Consider the following 18,489-nt stretch of genomic DNA (forward strand, 5'->3'; position numbering starts at 1 on the left):
CCACTCACCGGCTTCGATTCCTCCGCATCTCTGTATGCCTATGTTTTAGCCTTCATGTCAAATTGGCGATTTTGTAGGCAAAAAGTGTATGCAATTGCTCCGGCTTTGTGCAGGCCACATCGGCACACTCATTGATATTGCTGAATAAATCTCATTTCTGAAACTGGCATGCTGATTGCATACACTTCTTTCATTGAGGTGTTAACCGGCCCCAAAGGCCCCACAGAGGGAGCATTCAATGTCCGAGAGATTCATGCTTAGCCGCCGCGACCTGCTCAAGACCTCCGCCGCCGGAGCGGCGCTCGGCCTTGCGTCCGCATCGTTTCCGATCAGCAGGGCCCTCGCCGCGACGGCCACCGTCGGCTTCATCTATGTCGGGCCAAAGGACGATTACGGCTACAACCAGGCGCATGCCGAAGGCGCCGCCACGCTGAAGGGGATCGAAGGCATTTCCGTCGTCGAGGAGGAGAACGTGCCGGAGACGGTCGACGTGCAGAAGACGATGGAATCGATGATCAACCTCGACGGCGCGTCGCTGATCTTCCCGACCTCGTTCGGCTATTTCGATCCGCACATGCTCGCCATGTGCGCGAAATTCCCCGACGTGCAGTTCCGCCATTGCGGCGGCATGTGGAACAAGGACAAGCATCCAATGAATGCCGGTTCCTATTTCGGCTATATCGGCATGGGCCAGTATCTGAACGGCGTCGTCGCCGGTCACACCAGCAAAACCAAGAAGCTCGGCTTCGTCGCGGCAAAGCCGATCCCGCAGGTGCTGCTCAACATCAATTCCTTCCTGCTCGGCGCGCGCTCGGTCGACCCGACCATCACCTGCCAGGTGATTTTCACCGGCGAGTGGTCGCTAGCGGTCAAGGAGGCCGAGGCCACCAATGCGCTGGTCGACCAGGGTGCCGACGTCATCACCTGCCATGTCGACAGCCCCAAGGTGGTGGTCGAGACGGCGGCCGGGCGTGGCGCCTTCGTCTGCGGCTATCATGCCAACCAGAGCCCGCTGGCGCCGGAAAAATACCTGACCGGCGCGGAATGGAACTGGGCCAAGGTCTACAAGATGTTCGTCGACGATCTGGTGGCCGGCACACCACTGCCCAATTTCACGCGCGGCGGCCTGGCCGACGGCTTCGTCAAGATGAGCCCGCTCGGCCCCGCCGTCGGCGATGCCGCCCGCAAGCAGTTCGACGGCACGCTGGCCGAAATGATGAAAGGCGGGTTTTCCGTCATCAAGGGTCCGCTGAAGAGCAACAAGGGCGTTGTCGTGGCGACCGAAGGCCAGGCCTTCGCCGAGACCGCGCTCGAGCTCGAAAGCATGGATTACCTGGTCGAGGGCGTCGTCGGTTCGACCGCCTGAACCGGATCGGAGACGGGCCATGGCAGACACGGTCGGCACAGCGGGCGCACCGGCGCTGTTTGGCGCCAGGAATTATCCGGCGGCGCTCGAATGGGCGGCGCGGCGGGCGGAAGCCTTCGTCATACCGCTCGCGGCGCTGATCGTCGGCATGGTGCTGTTCAGCCTATTCATCGCGCTGGTCGGCAAGTCGCCGGTGCAACTCTACGAGACGATGTGGCGCGGCGGCTTCGGTTCGTGGTTCTCGATCCAGAACTCGCTGTCGCGCGCAGCACCGCTTTTATTGGCAGCGCTCTGCGTGGCGCTGCCGGCCCGGCTCGGCCTTGTCGTCATCGGCGGCGAAGGCGCGATCGTGCTGGGCGGCGTCGCCGCCGCCGCCATCGGCGTCGCGGCGAATGGCGCGCCGTCTTTTGTGGTCATCCTGCTGATGGGAGTGGCGGGCGCGGTCGCCGGCGGCACCTGGATAGGTGCCGTCGGCGCACTCCGCCACTACCGCGCCGTCAACGAAACCATCTCCAGCCTGCTGTTGGCCTATATCGCCATCGCGCTGATGAACCATCTGGTCGAAGGGCCGCTGCGCGATCCGGCCTCGCTCAACAAACCCTCGACCGAGCCGCTGGCGGATGCCTACCGCATCGGCAACATTCCAGGCATGGACGTGCACTGGGGCCTGGTCGTCGGCATTCTCGCCTGCGTCCTGTCCTGGCTGCTGATCGAAAAGACGCGCTGGGGGTTTGCCGCTCGCATCGCCGGCGGCAATGTCAGGGCAGCCCAGGTACAAGGACTTGCCGTCGGACCGCTGATCGTCGGCTTCACCGGGCTCGCCGGCGGCTTTGCCGGGCTAGCCGGCATGCTGGAGGTCGGCGCCGTGCAAGGCAGCGCCAACGCCTCGCTCGCCGCCGGCTACGGCTATACCGGCATCCTCGTTGCCTTCCTCGCCCGCCACAATCCGCTCGCCATCATCCCGGTCGCTTTCCTGCTCGGCGGTATTGGCGCTTCCGGCGGGCTGATCCAGCGCCGCATGGACCTGCCCGACGCCACCGTGCTGGTGCTGCAAGGCATGCTCTTCGTCGTCATCCTGTTCAGTGAAACCTTTTACGGCCGCTTCAAGGTCTTCAATCCCGATCTGTGGAAGAGGGGCTCCTGATGGACGCGACCGAGATCGGCCTGTGGGGCGTGCCGCTCGCCATCCTCGGCGGCGCCATCCGCGTTTCGACGCCGTTCATCTTCGTCTCGCTCGGCGAAGCCATTACGGAGCGCTCAGGCCGCATCAATCTCGGCCTCGAAGGCACGCTGGTCTTCGGCGCAATGACCGCCTATGCGGTCGCAGTGATGACCGGCTCGCCATGGCTCGGCCTGCTGGCTGCCGCAGGTGCCGGTCTTTGCTTCGGCCTGTTCCATGGCTGGATCTGCAAATTCCGTGGGGTTAACGACATCGCCATCGGCATCGCGCTGATGCTGTTCGGCTCCGGTCTCGCCTTCTTCTTCGGCAAGCCGTTCATCCAGCCCTCGGCACCAGACCTGCCGGCCATCGCCTTCGGTGGCTGGTCGGATATCCCGCAGGTGCAGGCGGCGCTCAACGTCAATGTGCTGTTCCTGATCGGGGCCGCACTTGCGCTGTTCCTGTGGTGGGCCTTCCGCAATACGCGCGCCGGCCTGATCGTGCGCGTCGTCGGCGACAGCTCCGATGCGGCGCGGGCCATGGGCCTCAATCCCAACACCGTGCGCCTGCTTGCGACAGGCGTCGGCGGTGCGCTCGCCGGCATCGGCGGCGCCTATCTGTCGCTCTATTATCCCGGCAGCTGGACCGAACGCATCTCGTCGGGGCAGGGGCTGATGGCGGTGGCGCTGGTTATCTTCGCGCGCTGGAACCCGCTTGGCTGCTTTGCCGCGGCACTGTTGTTCGGCGGCGCCGGCGCGCTGGGCCCGGCGTTGCAGTCGGTCGGGGTGACGCAGGGCTACTATCTCTTCTACGCCGCACCTTACATCCTCACGCTCATCATCATGATCGCCACCTCGTCGCCGAACCGCTCGCTTGCCGGCGCGCCGGGGGAGTTGTCGATCACCAAATGACTGGAGTTTTTCCGATGAACGCCAGAGCCGAGATCATCCAGCGCTACATCGATGCCGACCCTTATCCATGGCCTTATAATGGCGAGCTGCGGCCGGACAATACGGCACTGATCATCATCGACATGCAGACCGATTTCTGCGGGCCGGGCGGCTATGTCGATCATATGGGCTACGATCTTTCGCTGGTGCGGGCGCCGATCGAGCCGATCAAGTCGGTGCTCTCAGCCATGCGGGCCAAGGGCTACACCATCATCCACACGCGCGAGGGCCACCGGCCCGATCTCGCCGACCTGCCGGCCAACAAGCGCTGGCGCTCGCGCCGCATCAATGCCGGCATCGGCGACCCCGGACCTTGCGGGCGCATCCTGGTGCGCGGCGAACCCGGCTGGGACATCATCCCCGACCTCTATCCGGCGGCGGGCGAACCGATCATCGACAAGCCGGGCAAGGGCTCGTTCTGCGCCACCGACCTCGAACTGATCCTGCGCCAGCGCGGAATCGAAAACATCGTGCTGAGCGGCATCACCACCGATGTCTGCGTCCACACGACGATGCGCGAGGCCAACGATCGCGGCTTCGAATGCGTGATGCTGGAGGATTGCTGCGGCGCGACCGATTACGGCAACCATCTCGCCGCGATCAAGATGATCAAGATGCAGGGCGGCGTGTTCGGCGCGGTGTCGAATTCGGCATCCTTCGTCGCGCAACTGCCGTGAGGAGACGATCTTGAGCGGAAGCATCGGCAAGAAAGCCGTCGGCGTCGAGACCATCGGCATGACCATGCGCTTCGGCGCCTTCACCGCGCTGGACGACGTCTCGATCAAGGTGCCGGCGGGATCGTTCCATGCGCTGCTCGGCGAAAACGGCGCCGGCAAGTCGACGCTGGTCAAATGCATGATGGGTTTTTACCATCCGACCGCCGGCGACATGCTGGTTGAGAGCCGCGAGGTCGCGATCGCCAGTCCGAAGGATGCCTCGGCATTGGGGCTCGGCATGGTCTACCAGCATTTCACGCTCGTCCCGTCGCTGACCGGCGCGGAGAACCTGGTCATTTCGCGCGAGAAGGTGCCCGGCGTCATCGACTGGCGCAAGGAGCGCGCCGCACTTGCGCAATTCATGCAGCGTATGCCGTTCAAGCTGCCGCTCGACGTCAAGGTGGCGGAACTTGCGGCCGGCGAGAAGCAGAAGCTCGAAATCATCAAGCAGCTCTATCTCGGCCGCAGTTTCCTGGTGCTCGACGAGCCGACTTCGGTGCTCACTCCCGGCGAGGCACACGAAGTGCTTGGCCTGGTGCGCGAGATGACCAGGACCGGCGACCTCACCGTGCTGATGATCTCGCATAAATTCCACGAGGTGACGGCCTTTGCCGACGATATCACCGTGCTGCGCAAGGGCAGGCTGACCGGAACCGGAAAGGTCTCCGAACTTTCCCACAAGCAGATGGCGGCGATGATGATCGGCGACCAACCGATCGCCGCACTCGACAGCCGCGCCCCGGTGCCGGCCGGCGCCAGACAGGTGCTGACGGTAAAGTCGCTGAAGGCGCCCGACCGCACCGGTTTGAAAACCATCGACATCGGCGAACTCGATGTGAAGTCGGGTGAGATCGTCGGCATTGCCGGCATCTCCGGCAACGGCCAGAAGGAGTTTCTCGAAGTCCTTGCCGGACAGCGGGCGCGCAATGGCGGCGACGTTCTGGTGAAAGGCTCGCCCTATGGCGCCAGCCGCAGCGAGGCGCGCACGCTCAATGTCCGCTTCATTCCGGAGGAGCCCTTGCGCAATGCCTGCGCACCGAAGATGACGGTGGCGGAAAACATGGCCTTCCGGACCTTCGACCTCAACGAGGCCGGCAAGCCGGTCAACTGGATCAGGATGAGTGCGATCAGGGACTACGCGGCCCGTCTGGTCGAACAGTTCAACGTCAAGACGGCCTCGCTCGCTTCGCCGATTTCGTCGCTCTCGGGCGGCAATGTGCAGCGCGCGGTGCTGGCGCGGGAACTGACCGGCGAGGTCGATTTGCTCATCGTGTCGAACCCCTGCTTCGGCCTCGACTTCTCCGCCGTCGCCGAAATACGCGCGCGCATCATGAAGGCGCGCAATGCCGGCGCCGCGGTGCTCCTTATGTCGGAGGACCTTGATGAGCTGCTCGAGCTCTCGGACCGCATCTTCGTCATGTCGGACGGCGCGCTGGTCTACGAGACGCCGATCGCGCAGGCGAGCGTGCAGACGATCGGCGAGCACATGGCGGGACATCACTGATGGCTGGGATCGAGGCGCTGCCGTTTCCGTTTGTGTTCAAGCCCGAGGCGATGGCGCTGGTCGTCATCGACATGCAGCGCGACTTTGCCGAACCCGGCGGCTTCGGCGCCAGCCTCGGCAATGACGTCAGCCGGGTCACGGCGATCGTGCCGACGGTGAAGAGGCTGATCGAGGGGTTTCGCGCCGCTGGCCTGCCGGTGATCCACACGATGGAGTGCCACAAGGCAGACCTTTCGGATCTGCCGCCGGCCAAGCGCAATCGCGGCAATCCGTCGATCAGGATCGGCGATGTCGGGCCGATGGGTCGTGTGCTGATCGTCGGGGAGCCGGGAACGGCGATCCTCGATGAACTTGCCCCACTGCCTGGCGAGATCGTCATCGAAAAACCCGGCAAGGGCGCGTTCTATGCCACCAGCTTCGGCGACGACCTCAAGCGGCTTGGCGCACAGCAACTGGTCTTTGCCGGGGTGACGACGGAGGTCTGCGTGCAGACGACGATGCGCGAGGCCAACGACCGCGGCTATGAATGCCTTCTGGCGGAGGATGCCACTGAGAGCTATTTTCCGGAGTTCAAGGCGGCAGCCCTTGCCATGATCAGGGCGCAGGGCGCCATCGTCGGCTGGACGGCAACGACGGACCAGGTGCTCGAGGGACTTTCCAATGCCTAACGTCGCATACGCGGCTCTCATCCAAGGGGGCTGGCGTGATCTGCCATTCGAGCATTTTCGCGAAGGCATCACAGTGCATTGGCTGCTCAAGGGTGGGCCGATGGAACCGTCGGTTGCCATCCTGAACTACCGGGCTGGCGCCAGCGTGCCGCGTCATCGCCATGCCGGGCTGGAGACGATCATCGTGCTGGAAGGCACGCAGAGCGACGAGAACGGCGATCATGCCGCGGGCAGCGTGATTCTGAACCCGGTCGGAACCGAACACTCGGTGTGGACGAAGGATGGCTGCGTGGTGCTCATCCAGTGGAACGTGCCGGTAGTCATTCTGGGCGAGGCCAAATGAACGACATCCGCTTCGACATAGGCAACTTGCACGCCGCCTATCAGGCCGGCGTCAGCATCGGCGAGATGGTCGATACGGTGCATGCGCGGCTCGCGGCGGCCGATGATCCGGGCATCTTCATCCATCTGGCGAGCAGGGCGGAGATGCTTGCCGAAGCAGAGAAGCTCGGCCCGTTCGATCCCGCGGCAAAGCCGCTGTGGGGCGTGCCATTCGCGGTCAAGGACAACATCGACGTCGCCGGCATGCCGACCACGGCGGCTTGTGCGGAATATGCCTACTTGCCGGCGAAAGACGCCACCGTCGTCGCGCGGCTCAAGGCCGCCGGCGCGCTGGTTGTCGGCAAGACCAATCTCGACCAGTTCGCCACCGGCCTGGTCGGCGTTCGCACGCCCTATCCAATCCCGAGGAATGCGATCGACCCGAAACTGGTGCCGGGCGGTTCCTCGTGCGGCTCGGCCGTGGCGACGGCGCGCGGCATCGTCTCCTTCGCGCTCGGCACCGACACCGCCGGTTCGGGGCGCATTCCCGCCGGCCTCAACAACATCGTCGGGCTGAAGCCGAGCGTCGGCGCGCTGTCGGCCGCCGGCGTCGTGCCGGCCTGCCGCACGCTCGACTGCATCTCGGTCTTCGCGCTCACCGTCGATGACGGCTACCGCGTGTTCGAGGCGGCGGCGGCAAAGGACGACGCCGACCCCTATTCGCGTGACCTCGGCGTCCAGGGCCTTGCCGCGCGCCCGCCGGTGCTGACTGTCGGCGTGCCGGCCAGGGCGGACTGGACCTTCTTCGGCGACGAGGCGATGCAGGCGGGTTTCGAGGCGGCTCTTGCCTCGCTGGAGACGCTGGGCTGCCGGCTGGTCGAAATCCCGTTCGGTGATTTCTACGCCACCGCCAACCTGCTCTACGAAGGCGCCTGGGTGGCCGAGCGTTATGCCGCGATCAGGGACTTCATGGAAGCCAAAGAGGCCGCCATGCATCCGGTGACGCGGCAGATCATCGGCGGCGCGCGAACACTTTCAGCCGCGGACGCCTTCAACGGGCTCTATGCCTTGCAAGGCTACAAGGCCAGGCTGGCGCCGGTCATCGCCTCGGTCGATCTTTTCTGTGTGCCGACCGCGCCGACGCATTACACGGTTGAAGCGGTATTGGCAGACCCCATCGTCACCAACAGCCGGCTTGGCACTTACACCAACTTCGTCAATCTGCTCGACATGTGCGGCATTTCGGTACCGAGCGGAACCCGCAGCGACGGTCTGCCGATGAGCGTCACCTTAGTTGCCGCGGCGGGCAAGGACCATCTGCCGGCGTCGCTTGCGCAGGATGTCCATGCGGCAAGCGGCCTTTCGCTTGGTGCTACCGGCTGGCCGCAGCCGCAGCGCGGCGATGTTCAGGCGGGCGTGGACGAGGGCACGATCGAGCTGGCCGTGGTCGGCGCGCATCTATCGGGGATGGCGCTGAACGGCCAGTTGCAGCAGCTCGGCGCGATTTTCGCCCGGGCGGCAAGAACGGCGCCGCTCTACCGGCTTTATGCGCTCGCCGGCCAGTCGGTGTCGCGACCGGGGCTCGAGCGCAGCTGCAATGGCAAGGGGACAGCGATCGAGGTCGAAGTCTGGCGGCTCTCGCCACAAGCCTTCGGGCGCTTTGTTGCCGCGATCCCGCCGCCGCTCGGCATCGGGACGCTTCTGCTTGATGACGGAACTTCGCCGAAAGGCTTCCTCGTCGAAAGTGCCGGCCTCACCGATGCAAAGGAGATTTCGCATTTCGGCGGCTGGCGCAATTTCATGGCGGGTCAGCTGCAGCGAAGCTGACGCTATCACTCGACCTTTTGCCTGAACTTCGAATGGCAGCTCGAGCAATCCTGCAAGATGAGATGCAGGAGGTGCTCCGCCGGCAATTTAGTGGGATCGGCTTCCGCGAGTGATGGTCGCTTGCCAAGCAGGCTGCCACCGCCCATTGCCAGGCCGGAACCCATTCTCATGTCGTCGGTGATAAACGGCGGCGCCCGCTCGGCGTCGGAGGCCAAGGCGCTGGCCAGCGTCCCGATGTGGCGAGCCAGCTCTTCGAACTCCGCGCGGGCGGGGTCGATATCCGGCCTGGCGCCTGACGGCGCACCCAATGTCGCGCTTGGGAATTCGGCAATCAGGGCAGGGCCGGTGCGGGCGCGGATGGTCTCGGCCGCCGCCTTGAAGGCCGCGGCGTCGTACGCCTGCTTGCCGTCGAACATCCCAGCGATCGCCTTTGCCGCCGCGGCCATTTCCTTCATCGAGGCCTGGCGAGCCTGGATGACCGCATCACGACCCGAATGGGCGGCGGCGAGCACGACAGAGACGCAGGCAAGCGACAGGACCGCTATGATAGCTGCTCGTCTCATCGTTGGCACATAAGGAGCTAGAGAATTCTTGTGACCAGACTGTCCAGTCGGGAGTTCTCGCGATAGGCCAATCGGACCACAACGGCACCTAAGACGCCAGTGATGGCACCGCCTATCACGTCGGTGAGATAGTGGGTGCCGATATAAATTCTCGACCAGCAGATCAGCAATGCCATGATGGAGAGGGCCAGCGTCCGGCGCGGCAGACCTTGCATTGCAAGAGCCGCAACAACCGCAAAGCTGGCTGTCGCGTGGTCGGAGGGAAACGACCAGTCGGCGCTGGGCGCAATCAGCAGATGCGTCACGCCGGCATCGTAGGGCCGCAGCCGGTGGACGAATAGCAAAATGAACTGATTGATCGCCAGACCGAGCAGGAACGCCAAGCCGGCGGACAAGGCAGCATGGCGCACATGGTGGCGGTCGGCCTTTGCCCACCATTGCAGGGCAACAGCCAGCACCATCAGCGGAACGCCGATTTGTGAGACGGCGATCATTGCCTTATCAAGAAAAGGGCTGATCCCGGCTGCCGCGTTGATCCAGTGGGTTAGGGCTGCATCCATCGTTTCTCGTTTCCGCTGTTGTCGATCGCAAGGTGAATTTTGTGAAAGCAGTAGACGAACGCCGCATCCATCAGATTTTCGAGCTCAGCATCTGGCTTAAAGGGGCGCATGCCCTGATCGAATGCGTGGGCGGGATCCTGCTTTATGTCGTCACCACCGACGCCATTGCCTCCTGGGTCAATACATTCACCCAAGAGGAATTGATCGAAGATCCGAACGATTTCATAGCTGGCTATCTGTCGCAGATGGCAAGCCACTTTTCCGTCGCCAGCAAGGAGTTTTATGCCTTCTACCTGCTTAGCCACGGCCTGATAAAACTGCTGCTCGTTGTCGGGCTGTTGAGAGGCAAGCTGTGGTCGTATCCGGCATCGCTTGCGGCGCTGGGCGCATTTATGTCCTATCAAGTCTACCGCTACTCCTACACCCATTCGTTCGGCCTGCTTGTCCTGACCGTATTCGATGCTGTCGTCATGGTGCTGATCTGGCATGAATGGAAGGTCGTGCGGCAGCACAAGCCGGCATGACAGCGAAGTTTGCACGTCAGCCGCTCCGATTTTCAATCCACCTCACTGGGCGACGCCTTGTCCTGCCAGCTCGTCGATAATCGGGCAATCCGGCCGCTCGTCGCCGTGGCAGTGACTGACCAATTGGTGAAGCAAGCCGCGCAATCCGACCAGTTCGGCGATCTTCCTGTCGATCTCCACCAGCTTGGCGCTCGCGATGGCCTTCACGTCGGCGCTGTCACGTTCCCTGTCCTGGTACAACGACAGCAGCTGGCGGCATTCGTCGACCGAAAACCCCAGGCTTCGCGAGCGCTGCAGGAAGCGCAGCCGGTGAATATCGGCCGTCGAGTAATCGCGATAGCCATTGTCCGTCCGGGCCGGGTGCAAGAGCCCGATATCCTCGTAGTAACGGATCGTCTTGGCCGGCAGGCCGGATTTTTCGGATGCGACGCCGATGTTCATGGCGGAAATCTCCTTTATTGGAGGAAATAGACCTTCCAGTAGATGGAAGGTCAACATGATGTGGCGATTTTGGATGCCCGACGCAACCGCCCGCCCGCTCCAACCGTTTGCCTGCCAACAGCGCACACTGAACCTTCGGGAAGAAATCAGTTTTCGGAAACGTTTATCGAACAGCGCTCAAAACCCGGTGTTCGACACCGGGTAACGATGAGCAAGGACCCTCCGGCGGCACGTTACACCGTGCACACGCCGAGGAGACAGAATATGCCCGTCAACGCCTATATCAACCGGATCGCGACGGCGGTGCCGGAGCACGAGGTTCATCAATTCTACCTGCGTTTCGCGGCCTCCATGCTCGCGGCCGATCGGCGGAGGATCTTCGAACGCATGGCCGATCTTGCCGGCATCGAGCACCGCTATTCCTGCTTTGCGCCGGCGTCCGACCCAGAAGGACCAACTGCCGACCTGGCCGGGACCTTCATCCGGGGCGCGTTTCCCGGAACGGCCATGAGAATGGCGATGTTCGACGATGCTGCACCTGTTCTGGCACAAAAGGGCATCGACGGATTGCAGCTTGGCGATGACGCTTCCCGCATCACCCATTTGATCGTCACCACCTGCACCGGCTTTTCGGCGCCGGGCATCGATCTGGAGCTGATCGCGCGTTGCGGGCTGCCCGATAGTGTCGAACGCACGATGATCGGGTTCATGGGGTGCTACGCGGCGATCAACGGCCTCAAGCTGGCCCGTCACATCGTCCGCTCGGACCCGCAGGCCAAGATCCTGCTGGTCAATATCGAGCTCTGCACGATGCATCTGCGCGAAACCACCGAACTGGAAAAACTGCTGTCGTTCTGCCTCTGGGGCGACGGCTGCGCGGCCACGCTCGTCACCGCCGAGCCGGCCGGCATCGAGCTCGACAGCTTTCACTGTCTGGTGGCGCGGGAGCGGCGGGATCTGATGCGCTGGAATATTCGCGACCACGGCTTCGAAATGGTTCTTTCCGGCCAGGTCCCGGCAGCGATTCATGAAGCGTTGCGGAACAGCCAGGCCGCCATGCTCGGCGGCCGGCCGACGGAAGACATCGACCTTTGGGCCGTACACCCGGGTGGACGTTCGGTGCTCGACGCCGTCGAAAGGGCCCTGGAACTGGAGCCCACCGCGCTGGAACCATCGCGCGAGGTGTTGCGCGAATACGGGAACATGTCGTCGGCGACCGTCATGTTCGTGATGAAGGAGATGTTGAAGGCGCCACCCGGCCTGCTCGGTTGCGGCATGTCGTTCGGACCCGGGCTGACGGCCGAAACCATGCTCTTTCGAACGGTGTCATGAGCGGCCTGGAGCACCGGCAGCTTGCGCCGGAAATCCTCGACGGACTTGCGGCCGAAGATCCGCGAGCGCTGGCCGCGCGCCGCGACCTTCGGCGCATCAATATGCTGATGTTTCAGGTGCCGATCATGACGTCGTTGCTCAGGAGGTTCGTGCCAACGCCGCCACGCCGCATCCTGGAGATCGGCGCCGGCGATGGCTCCTTCATGCTGGCGGTGGCGCGGCGCATGGCCAGGCATTGGCCTGGGGTCGAACTGGTAATGCTCGACCGCGTCGGCCTCGTCACCGCGCAATTGCGCGGCGATTTTGACAGGCTGGGGTGGAGGGCCGAAGGCGTCACCGCCGATGTCTTCGACTGGGCAGGAAAGATCGAGGGTGCGCGGTTCGACGCCGTCACCGTCAATCTGTTCCTGCATCACCTCGACGATGCGCAGCTCGTGCGTCTGTTTTCGCTGATCAGGCCGAAAGCCCCGTTGCTCATCGCGACAGAGCCGCTGCGGGCGAAACTGCCGCTGGCCGCGACCCGTCTTCTGCCGGCAATCGGCGCCAACGACGTCACACGAAACGACGCGGCGCAAAGCGTGCGTGCCGGCTTTCGCGGCAGCGAGCTTTCCCGTCTCTGGCTTGCGGCCAACGGCAAACCGGTCGAGGAGCGGCGCGCCGGCCTGTTTTCCCACATCTTCGTCGGCGCCAGTGCCAGTGTCGAGCCATGACGCGATTGTCGACCCATGACGCGATCGTCATTGGTGCCGGCCCGGCGGGCACATCCGTCGCGCTCACGCTGGCCCGGCGCGGATGGACCGTGGCAATTGTGGAAAAAAGCGCATTTCCGCGCCGCAAGGTCTGCGGCGAATACATCTCGGCAAGCAATCTTGCGCTTCTCGACCGGCTCGAGATCGGCGATGCCTGGCGTACCAATGCCGGCCCCGAAATCCGCCGCGTCGGCCTGTTTTCCGGCGAGACCTGCGTCGAGGCGGCAATGCCACGTGCAGGAGCTGGGCCTCGCGCGAAAGACAGCTTCGGCCGGGCGCTCGGCCGGGACATTCTCGACTCTCTGCTTCTACAGGCGGCGCGATCGGCGGGTGTCGAAATCTTCCAGCCCTGCCGCGCCGTCGCCATCGAGCCGGACGGTGAGATGCAAAGGGTGCGAATTCAGGCCGGGGATGAAGCGGCGATATTGCGTGCGCCGGTGATTGTCGCCGCACACGGCTCGTGGGAACCGGGACCATTGCCCAGCCAGTTCGGCAAGGCCAACCGGCCGTCGGACCTGCTCGGCTTCAAGGCACATTTCACCGGGTCGTCCCTGGCGCCGGATTTGATGCCTCTGCTGGCCTTCCCCGGCGGCTATGGCGGCATGGTTTCGGCGGATCATGGCCGGTTGTCGATCTCGTGCTGCATCCGGCGCGATATGCTCGCGCGGCTGCGTAAACAATATGGCCCCAAACAACGGAGCCACGTGTCGGCCGCCGATGCGGTCTCCCGGCATCTCCTGAATTCATGCCGGGGCGTGCGGGACGCCCTGGAACCGGCTCTCCTCGACGGTCCGTGGCTTGCCGCAGGTCCGATCCGGCCGGGAATTCGCTCGTGCTACGAAGGGGACATCTTCCGCGTCGGCAATGCAGCCGGAGAGTCTCATCCTGTCATCGCCGAGGGCATCTCGATGGCGCTTCAGTCCGGCTGGCTGCTGGCTTGCGAACTCGCATGCGCGCCAAGTGGCCGAGCAGGGCGCGAGGCTGCCGCCAGACGCTACGAGGCGGCCTGGAAAAGACTGTTTTCGATACGGGTCTACGCCGCCGCGGCCGTTGCCGGAATTGCCCTTCGCCCCGGCAGCGCCACCTTGATGGCGGCGATCGTCCAGAATTTCCCGCAGGCACTGACGCTGGGCGCGCAACTGAGCGGCAAGACCAAGCCGGTTCCAGGCTTCGTCTAGGCGACATAGCGGTCCCATGAGCCGTAGTGCTCCTGGCTTCGGCGCCCCCGAGGCAGGCTGAGGCCGATCACAACTAGCCCTGCAACGGCATTGTTCAATGTCGAACCTCTGGTCGCGCCGTCGAGCAGCCAGGGCGCTGCGATCAGCCATAACCCGAACGGCAGGTTGAGGAAACGCAACGGCCGTGCCACCTCGGCCATGGCGCAGACCGCGATCGTGATGATCATGGCGCCCGAGAGGTGATCGCTGTTTGCAATGGCGCCGGCCGTGCCGAAGACCAGCCGCGAGACCATCAGCCAACCGCCGACGATACAGCATGCGACCAGCGTCCATGGAAACGTGACACCGCGAATGGCTGCGGCGGACTGTGCGGCAAGCGCGGCGGAAAAGCCGGGATCGTTCTTGTCCGCCTCGCCGTTCGGCTCCGGCCCGCCTTGGAAAAAGGTGCGCCAGAACGGACGGTCTGCCCGCACGCTGCGCAGCATGTACTGGCCCATGGCGACCACCTCGTCCAGCGTCAGCGGGATCATGACCAGCATGGCCGCCGCCGCGATGAGGCACAGTGTGCAATAGGTGCCGATCATGATCGGCTGGATGATGATGAAGAAGATCGAGACGCCGCCGAGCGGCACCACCAGGATGAAGAAGAAGGTCACCATCCAGGGCATGGTGCGCCAGCGGGTCGCCGTGCCCATCGCGCCCATCAGGGTTTCGATCATATAGGCCACGGCGCCAAGCCCGGCATCAGCGACTGGCCAGGCTCGAGAAACGTCGGATGTGATGATGAATTCCGTGCCGTTCCTGCCGTCTCCGCCGGGGAAGAACGGCTCCCAGACAGCACCCACATGGCCGAGCTGGTAGGCAGTGAGATAGCGGGCGATGAGGAAACCGAAGAAACCGAGCGCGATGATCGGCAGGCGCTGCAGCCAGGATGACGGCGAGTAGGTCCAGCCAGGCGGAACGGTGCTCTCGTCCATCATCCCTTCGTGGCTCATGCCCGGCATCATCGGGACGAGCACCGAGAAAGCGATGGCCAGCGCGCCGACGATCGTGTCGTTCATGGTGGCGGCGGCGCTCGGCGTCCAGAAGAACAGCGGCGCGAACAGCAGCCACAGGCCGGCGATCGTCGTGCCCCATTGCGCCCAGGAAAAACGCGGCGACAGTGCGAGCCCGCCAAACAGCATCAGCAGCAAGCCCGAGACAATGTCGCTCCAGCCGGTGAGCGCGTTGCGCAGCACCGGTTCCCACAGTCCACGCTCTTGCGTGACGTCACGCACAGTGCCGGCCGCCGCCGGATCGAACAGCGCGAACTGAAGCGGGCTGGTGAGGAGCCACACGCCAAGCGTGATGACCAGGAAATGAGCCCACAGCATCTGCTGGCCCATCCCCGCCATCTCGGCCATGTGTCCGGGTTTCATCTTGTCGTGTTTGGCCTCGAACGCCTTGTCTTTCTCTCGCGCTTTTGTTCCGCTGCCGGCCACCTTGGCCGCGTTGAGCTTGTTGGCCCGATACCAGCCGGCGGGATCTGCCTTGAGCGCGTCGACGATCCGCGGCAACGTCTCGCGCAGGGAATGCCGGGGCTGCCAGCCGAGGACATTGCGGGCACGGCTGATATCGATCGCGTAGTGGTCGTCGGCGATATCGACCATCCAGGGACGAACGAATGATTCTTCGCCCAGCACGTCCTGTTGGACCCAGGCACCCGCCTTGGCGAGCGCCTTCGGCACCTCCCGTGTCTCCCAGTTCTCGCCACGGATCAACCGACCAATCTCGGCTTGAAGTTCGCCGTAGCCCATGACCTCAGGCTCGCCGAGAAGCAGCGCCAGCTCCGTGGGAAGTTTCTTCCGCCGATCTATAAGGCGCCCCACCGCATCGGTGAGGTCTTCCAGATGCAGGAACGACTGCCCGGTGAGCAGGTCACCCGGATATACATGCCCGGTCGGATCCTCTTCGTAGATACGCGCAATCTGATTGGCGAGGAATGCGTTACGGCCGAGATCATCATAGACGCCGGCCGGCCTGGCATAGACGACAGGGATCGCCCCGTGCTGCTCATGGATCAGGCGCTCGGTCTCGATCTTCGAGGTGCGGTAGGGTAGGTTCGATTCGAGCGGCCAATCCTCATCGATGATGTCGCCTGGTCGGCCACCCTTGTGCGCCAGCATCGAACTCATGAAGACAAACTGCTCGACCTCAAATTGTTTCAGGGCGCGCAGGAGCTTCTCGGTGCCGCCAACCGTAATCTTTTCGTAGAGCGGGTTCCGTTCGCCTGTGAGATCGAAATAGGCCGCAAGATGGATCACCGAGGCGAGGCGGGCGCCATAGGCCGTCCGCACGCGCGCCAAGCCGGCTGCCACGGCGTCCTCCGATGTCAGGTCGATGCAGACGCACTCCGCGGCCGGCGGCGGCTGACGCGTCGCCGCCCGGTCGAGGCCGACGAGAGCAAACCGGTCGGCGAAGCTGTTGACCAGAGCCGAGCCGATGAAGCCGGTGCTGCCGGTAACAATAACCGTGTCTTTGCGCTTCGCCATCCAGACCTCATAGCCGGCGATTTGCCACTCCTGAGAGGGCCGAAGGCGACAGACGTTAAGAGCCGAGGGGCCGGACCAGTTCCGACGCCGACCCGATGACGCTGCTGCTTCCGATGACGACTACAACTTTCCGCCCTTTTTGCTCTTTTGACCCCGACTGCCTATGCCGTCAGGTTCGCAAATATTTGACCAGCGCCGCGATCGCGAGCACGAGGGTGACAAGCACCAGGACCCAAATGAGCGCCATGCCGCCCATCATCCACATTGAACCGTCCATCATCATCACAACCATCCCTCCCGCCGCCGCTGCCACCGGCGATTGCGAGGGGAACTAGTTCGCCATGTACGCCCGTCAAGGCGAACTCGATCAGCCCACGAAGGCGGTGGCTTGCCGGTCAATCAAGGCACGTTCAATGCTATAGACGAACGAGTTCATAATAGGCTTCTGCCAGAACATGCTGGCCACGCGGTAACTCCGAAAGGGCAGGGCTTTAATCCAGCGCCTCCAGCGCCCGCAGCAAGTGTTCCGCGACATCTGATCTGCCTTGCCGATATGCCTCTCTGACAGGGCCAGTAGCTGCCTTTCGACATTCATGGTTCGGTCCGCAATTGGACGACCTCCGGAAGTTAGCAATGAGCCTAACGGTTCCAGCCACCGGAAGGTCAAGCGCTCCTTTCAAGAAGCTAGAACAGGTTGAGAGCGCTTGTTGAACCGCAGCCGAGTTGTCGCCCGGCTCTACTCTCCTCCGCCGCAGCCGTCTGAGAGATCCCAGACGTCGACGACCTGCTTGCCGGTGAAACCGTGCTCGCGGATCAGGAACTTCGCCAGCCCGCCATACACTTTCCAGCGCCAGCATTGGCAGCAGCATGGACCTTTCTCGTTGGAATTGGCCATCGCATAGTCGTAGGCCTGCTGCTCTTCGCCGGAGAGTTTCACATCGTAGTAGGGCATCATCTTCTGTGCGATGCCGGCCGGAATATCGTACGGATCGCTTGGGATCATCGCAATCTCGCGGTACCTGGCCAGGCCGCTCACCTGCTCGGCATAGCGCTTCGTCTCCATCGGGCTGCAGCACGAGCCCGTGATCCGCGACGTTGCCGGCATGGTCGCGATCGATTCCGTGAACTTGGTCGAACACGTGCTGTTGCCGTTCTGGCTGAGATATCTGAAACGGCGTGCCAGATCGGGATCCTCAGCGGCGATCGCCAAATCCGGCCCCTTGAGCAGGCTCACGACCGCAGCGGCGCCAAAGGCGCTCCCCAGAACAACCGTCCGTCGGTTTGGGCAAAATATTCGGCTCATTTGCTGGTCCTCGCCTGCTCGATCAGTTTCTTCATCGTTGCGAGGTCGGTCGCGCCGGGGAAAATCTGCTCGCCAACGACGAAGCTTGGCGTTCCGCTGATCTTCAGCGCCTGGGCCAGTTGCGTATTCCGGTCGATCGACGCCTGGATATCGGGCTGCTGCATGTCGGTCTTCAGTTTAGCCACATCGAGACCGACGTCGGCAGCCACCTTCAGCACGACCGCTTCGGTCACCCGCGTCTTCACCGCATACAAGGCCTTGTGGAACGCCATGTATTTGCCCTGGCGCACTGCGGCGAGAGCCGCCTTGGAAGCAAATACGGAATCCGTGCTGAGGATCGGGAATTCCTTGTAGACGATCTTGAGCTGCGGATCGTCGGCCATTGCTTGCGCCATGATCGGCGCAACCTGCCGGCAATAGGGGCAGTTGTAGTCGAAGAACTCGACCATGGTGACGTCGCCTTCGGCGTTGCCGCCGACCGGGCTCGCCGGGTCCCGGAAAATCTCGTCCGCCTTGTCCGTCAAAGCGGCTTTCGCCTCTTTTGCGGCAGCCTCGCGCTGGCGGGCGTCGAGGCTCTGCAGCGACTGCACGAGCACCTCTGGATGCGCAAGAATGTAGTCGTGAATGCGCTGGTCGAACTGGTCCTGGGACATCTCGCCCGCGGCGATCGCCTGATTGTGGAGACCGAGCGCGAGCCAGATCGTCGCGCCGGCCAGCATGACGGCACGGGCCATTTTGCCGACGGCTCCGCTCAATGGATTGGACTTGTGGGTCACAGGGTTCTCCTTCCCTCTGTT

18 protein-coding genes are annotated in these 18,489 nt (G+C 63.5%); 12 read left to right on the plus strand and 6 right to left on the minus strand.

Annotation, left to right across the window (positions count from 1 at the left end; translation table 11 throughout):
• The first annotated feature begins 238 nt into the window (after nt 1-238).
• The 8 genes from NKI58_RS05470 to atzF are packed head-to-tail and all read left to right on the plus strand — an operon-like array spanning nt 239 to nt 8,511.
• A complete protein-coding gene (locus NKI58_RS05470; protein ID WP_352784278.1) occupies nt 239-1,366 on the plus strand; it encodes a BMP family ABC transporter substrate-binding protein in 1,128 nt (375 codons plus the stop codon).
• 19 nt (nt 1,367-1,385) lie between these two features.
• Nucleotides 1,386-2,510 carry an ABC transporter permease gene (locus tag NKI58_RS05475; RefSeq protein WP_352784283.1) on the plus strand — a complete coding sequence of 375 codons (1,125 nt, stop codon included), beginning with the start codon at nt 1,386-1,388 and terminating at the stop codon, nt 2,508-2,510.
• Nucleotides 2,510-3,436, plus strand: coding sequence for an ABC transporter permease (locus NKI58_RS05480; protein ID WP_352569074.1), 927 nt, complete (start codon nt 2,510-2,512; stop codon nt 3,434-3,436). The genes NKI58_RS05475 and NKI58_RS05480 overlap by 1 nt, the downstream gene beginning before the upstream one ends.
• Before the next feature lie 14 nt (nt 3,437-3,450).
• On the plus strand, nt 3,451-4,152 hold the full coding sequence (biuH, locus tag NKI58_RS05485) for a biuret amidohydrolase (RefSeq protein ID WP_352784287.1): 702 nt from the start codon (nt 3,451-3,453) through the stop codon (nt 4,150-4,152).
• Between the two features lie 10 nt (nt 4,153-4,162).
• Nucleotides 4,163-5,695: an ABC transporter ATP-binding protein gene (locus NKI58_RS05490; protein ID WP_352853081.1), complete on the plus strand. Its 1,533-nt coding sequence runs from the start codon at nt 4,163-4,165 to the stop codon at nt 5,693-5,695.
• Nucleotides 5,695-6,363, plus strand: coding sequence for a cysteine hydrolase family protein (locus NKI58_RS05495; protein ID WP_352455390.1), 669 nt, complete (start codon nt 5,695-5,697; stop codon nt 6,361-6,363). Before NKI58_RS05490 ends, NKI58_RS05495 begins: the two co-directional genes overlap by 1 nt.
• Nucleotides 6,356-6,706 carry a cupin domain-containing protein gene (locus tag NKI58_RS05500; protein ID WP_352455391.1) on the plus strand — a complete coding sequence of 117 codons (351 nt, stop codon included), beginning with the start codon at nt 6,356-6,358 and terminating at the stop codon, nt 6,704-6,706. Before NKI58_RS05495 ends, NKI58_RS05500 begins: the two co-directional genes overlap by 8 nt.
• A complete protein-coding gene (gene atzF / locus NKI58_RS05505) occupies nt 6,703-8,511 on the plus strand; it encodes an allophanate hydrolase (RefSeq protein WP_352784293.1) in 1,809 nt (602 codons plus the stop codon). The genes NKI58_RS05500 and atzF overlap by 4 nt, the downstream gene beginning before the upstream one ends.
• A 5-nt stretch (nt 8,512-8,516) precedes the next feature.
• Here atzF and NKI58_RS05510 read toward each other — a convergent pair whose 3' ends face one another.
• Both NKI58_RS05510 and NKI58_RS05515 read right to left on the minus strand, forming a co-directional pair.
• A complete protein-coding gene (locus NKI58_RS05510) occupies nt 8,517-9,074 on the minus strand; it encodes a cytochrome c (protein ID WP_352455393.1) in 558 nt (185 codons plus the stop codon).
• A gap of 17 nt (nt 9,075-9,091) precedes the next feature.
• A complete protein-coding gene (locus NKI58_RS05515) occupies nt 9,092-9,634 on the minus strand; it encodes a phosphatase PAP2 family protein (RefSeq protein WP_352455394.1) in 543 nt (180 codons plus the stop codon).
• A 32-nt stretch (nt 9,635-9,666) separates the two neighbouring features.
• Between NKI58_RS05515 and NKI58_RS05520 the strand changes: the two genes are divergently transcribed.
• Nucleotides 9,667-10,158: a DUF2127 domain-containing protein gene (locus tag NKI58_RS05520; RefSeq protein WP_352853082.1), complete on the plus strand. Its 492-nt coding sequence runs from the start codon at nt 9,667-9,669 to the stop codon at nt 10,156-10,158.
• A gap of 42 nt (nt 10,159-10,200) precedes the next feature.
• Here NKI58_RS05520 and cueR read toward each other — a convergent pair whose 3' ends face one another.
• The gene (cueR, locus tag NKI58_RS05525) at nt 10,201-10,599 is read right to left on the minus strand and encodes a Cu(I)-responsive transcriptional regulator (RefSeq protein ID WP_352784300.1); all 399 of its coding nucleotides are present in this window, start codon (nt 10,597-10,599) and stop codon (nt 10,201-10,203) included.
• A gap of 264 nt (nt 10,600-10,863) precedes the next feature.
• Between cueR and NKI58_RS05530 the strand changes: the two genes are divergently transcribed.
• The 3 genes from NKI58_RS05530 to NKI58_RS05540 are packed head-to-tail and all read left to right on the plus strand — an operon-like array spanning nt 10,864 to nt 13,858.
• Entirely contained in the window at nt 10,864-11,931 is a 1,068-nt protein-coding gene (locus tag NKI58_RS05530) for a type III polyketide synthase (RefSeq protein WP_352784302.1), read from the plus strand.
• Nucleotides 11,928-12,641: a methyltransferase domain-containing protein gene (locus NKI58_RS05535; RefSeq protein WP_352784304.1), complete on the plus strand. Its 714-nt coding sequence runs from the start codon at nt 11,928-11,930 to the stop codon at nt 12,639-12,641. The genes NKI58_RS05530 and NKI58_RS05535 overlap by 4 nt, the downstream gene beginning before the upstream one ends.
• Nucleotides 12,638-13,858 (plus strand): NAD(P)/FAD-dependent oxidoreductase, encoded by a 1,221-nt coding sequence (locus NKI58_RS05540; protein ID WP_352784306.1) that lies wholly within the window; start codon nt 12,638-12,640, stop codon nt 13,856-13,858. The genes NKI58_RS05535 and NKI58_RS05540 overlap by 4 nt, the downstream gene beginning before the upstream one ends.
• Here the strand turns inward: NKI58_RS05540 and NKI58_RS05545 are convergent.
• The 3 genes from NKI58_RS05545 to NKI58_RS05555 form a co-directional block, all read right to left on the minus strand.
• A complete protein-coding gene (locus NKI58_RS05545) occupies nt 13,855-16,389 on the minus strand; it encodes an NAD-dependent epimerase/dehydratase family protein (protein WP_352853084.1) in 2,535 nt (844 codons plus the stop codon). The two genes, NKI58_RS05540 and NKI58_RS05545, sit on opposite strands and share 4 nt — an antisense overlap.
• Before the next feature lie 736 nt (nt 16,390-17,125).
• Entirely contained in the window at nt 17,126-17,692 is a 567-nt protein-coding gene (locus tag NKI58_RS05550) for a hypothetical protein (protein ID WP_352455400.1), read from the minus strand.
• Complete coding sequence (locus NKI58_RS05555; protein WP_031211922.1) at nt 17,689-18,468, minus strand: DsbA family protein; 780 nt, start codon at nt 18,466-18,468, stop codon at nt 17,689-17,691. Before NKI58_RS05555 ends, NKI58_RS05550 begins: the two co-directional genes overlap by 4 nt.
• Between the last annotated feature and the right edge of the window lie 21 nt (nt 18,469-18,489).

The sequence above is a fragment of the Mesorhizobium sp. M0522 genome (assembly GCF_040321085.1).
Lineage (GTDB): Bacteria > Pseudomonadota > Alphaproteobacteria > Rhizobiales > Rhizobiaceae > Mesorhizobium.

Coding starts and splice junctions, on each gene's coding strand:
- NKI58_RS05470 (WP_352784278.1), top strand. CDS start 239: ATGTCCGAGAGATTCATGCTTAGCCGCCGCGACCTGCTCAAGACCTCC.
- NKI58_RS05475 (WP_352784283.1), top strand. CDS start 1,386: ATGGCAGACACGGTCGGCACAGCGGGCGCACCGGCGCTGTTTGGCGCC.
- NKI58_RS05480 (WP_352569074.1), top strand. CDS start 2,510: ATGGACGCGACCGAGATCGGCCTGTGGGGCGTGCCGCTCGCCATCCTC.
- biuH (WP_352784287.1), top strand. CDS start 3,451: ATGAACGCCAGAGCCGAGATCATCCAGCGCTACATCGATGCCGACCCT.
- NKI58_RS05495 (WP_352455390.1), top strand. CDS start 5,695: ATGGCTGGGATCGAGGCGCTGCCGTTTCCGTTTGTGTTCAAGCCCGAG.
- NKI58_RS05500 (WP_352455391.1), top strand. CDS start 6,356: ATGCCTAACGTCGCATACGCGGCTCTCATCCAAGGGGGCTGGCGTGAT.
- atzF (WP_352784293.1), top strand. CDS start 6,703: ATGAACGACATCCGCTTCGACATAGGCAACTTGCACGCCGCCTATCAG.
- NKI58_RS05510 (WP_352455393.1), bottom strand. CDS start 9,074: ATGAGACGAGCAGCTATCATAGCGGTCCTGTCGCTTGCCTGCGTCTCT.
- NKI58_RS05515 (WP_352455394.1), bottom strand. CDS start 9,634: ATGGATGCAGCCCTAACCCACTGGATCAACGCGGCAGCCGGGATCAGC.
- cueR (WP_352784300.1), bottom strand. CDS start 10,599: ATGAACATCGGCGTCGCATCCGAAAAATCCGGCCTGCCGGCCAAGACG.
- NKI58_RS05530 (WP_352784302.1), top strand. CDS start 10,864: ATGCCCGTCAACGCCTATATCAACCGGATCGCGACGGCGGTGCCGGAG.
- NKI58_RS05535 (WP_352784304.1), top strand. CDS start 11,928: ATGAGCGGCCTGGAGCACCGGCAGCTTGCGCCGGAAATCCTCGACGGA.
- NKI58_RS05540 (WP_352784306.1), top strand. CDS start 12,638: ATGACGCGATTGTCGACCCATGACGCGATCGTCATTGGTGCCGGCCCG.
- NKI58_RS05545 (WP_352853084.1), bottom strand. CDS start 16,389: ATGGCGAAGCGCAAAGACACGGTTATTGTTACCGGCAGCACCGGCTTC.
- NKI58_RS05550 (WP_352455400.1), bottom strand. CDS start 17,692: ATGAGCCGAATATTTTGCCCAAACCGACGGACGGTTGTTCTGGGGAGC.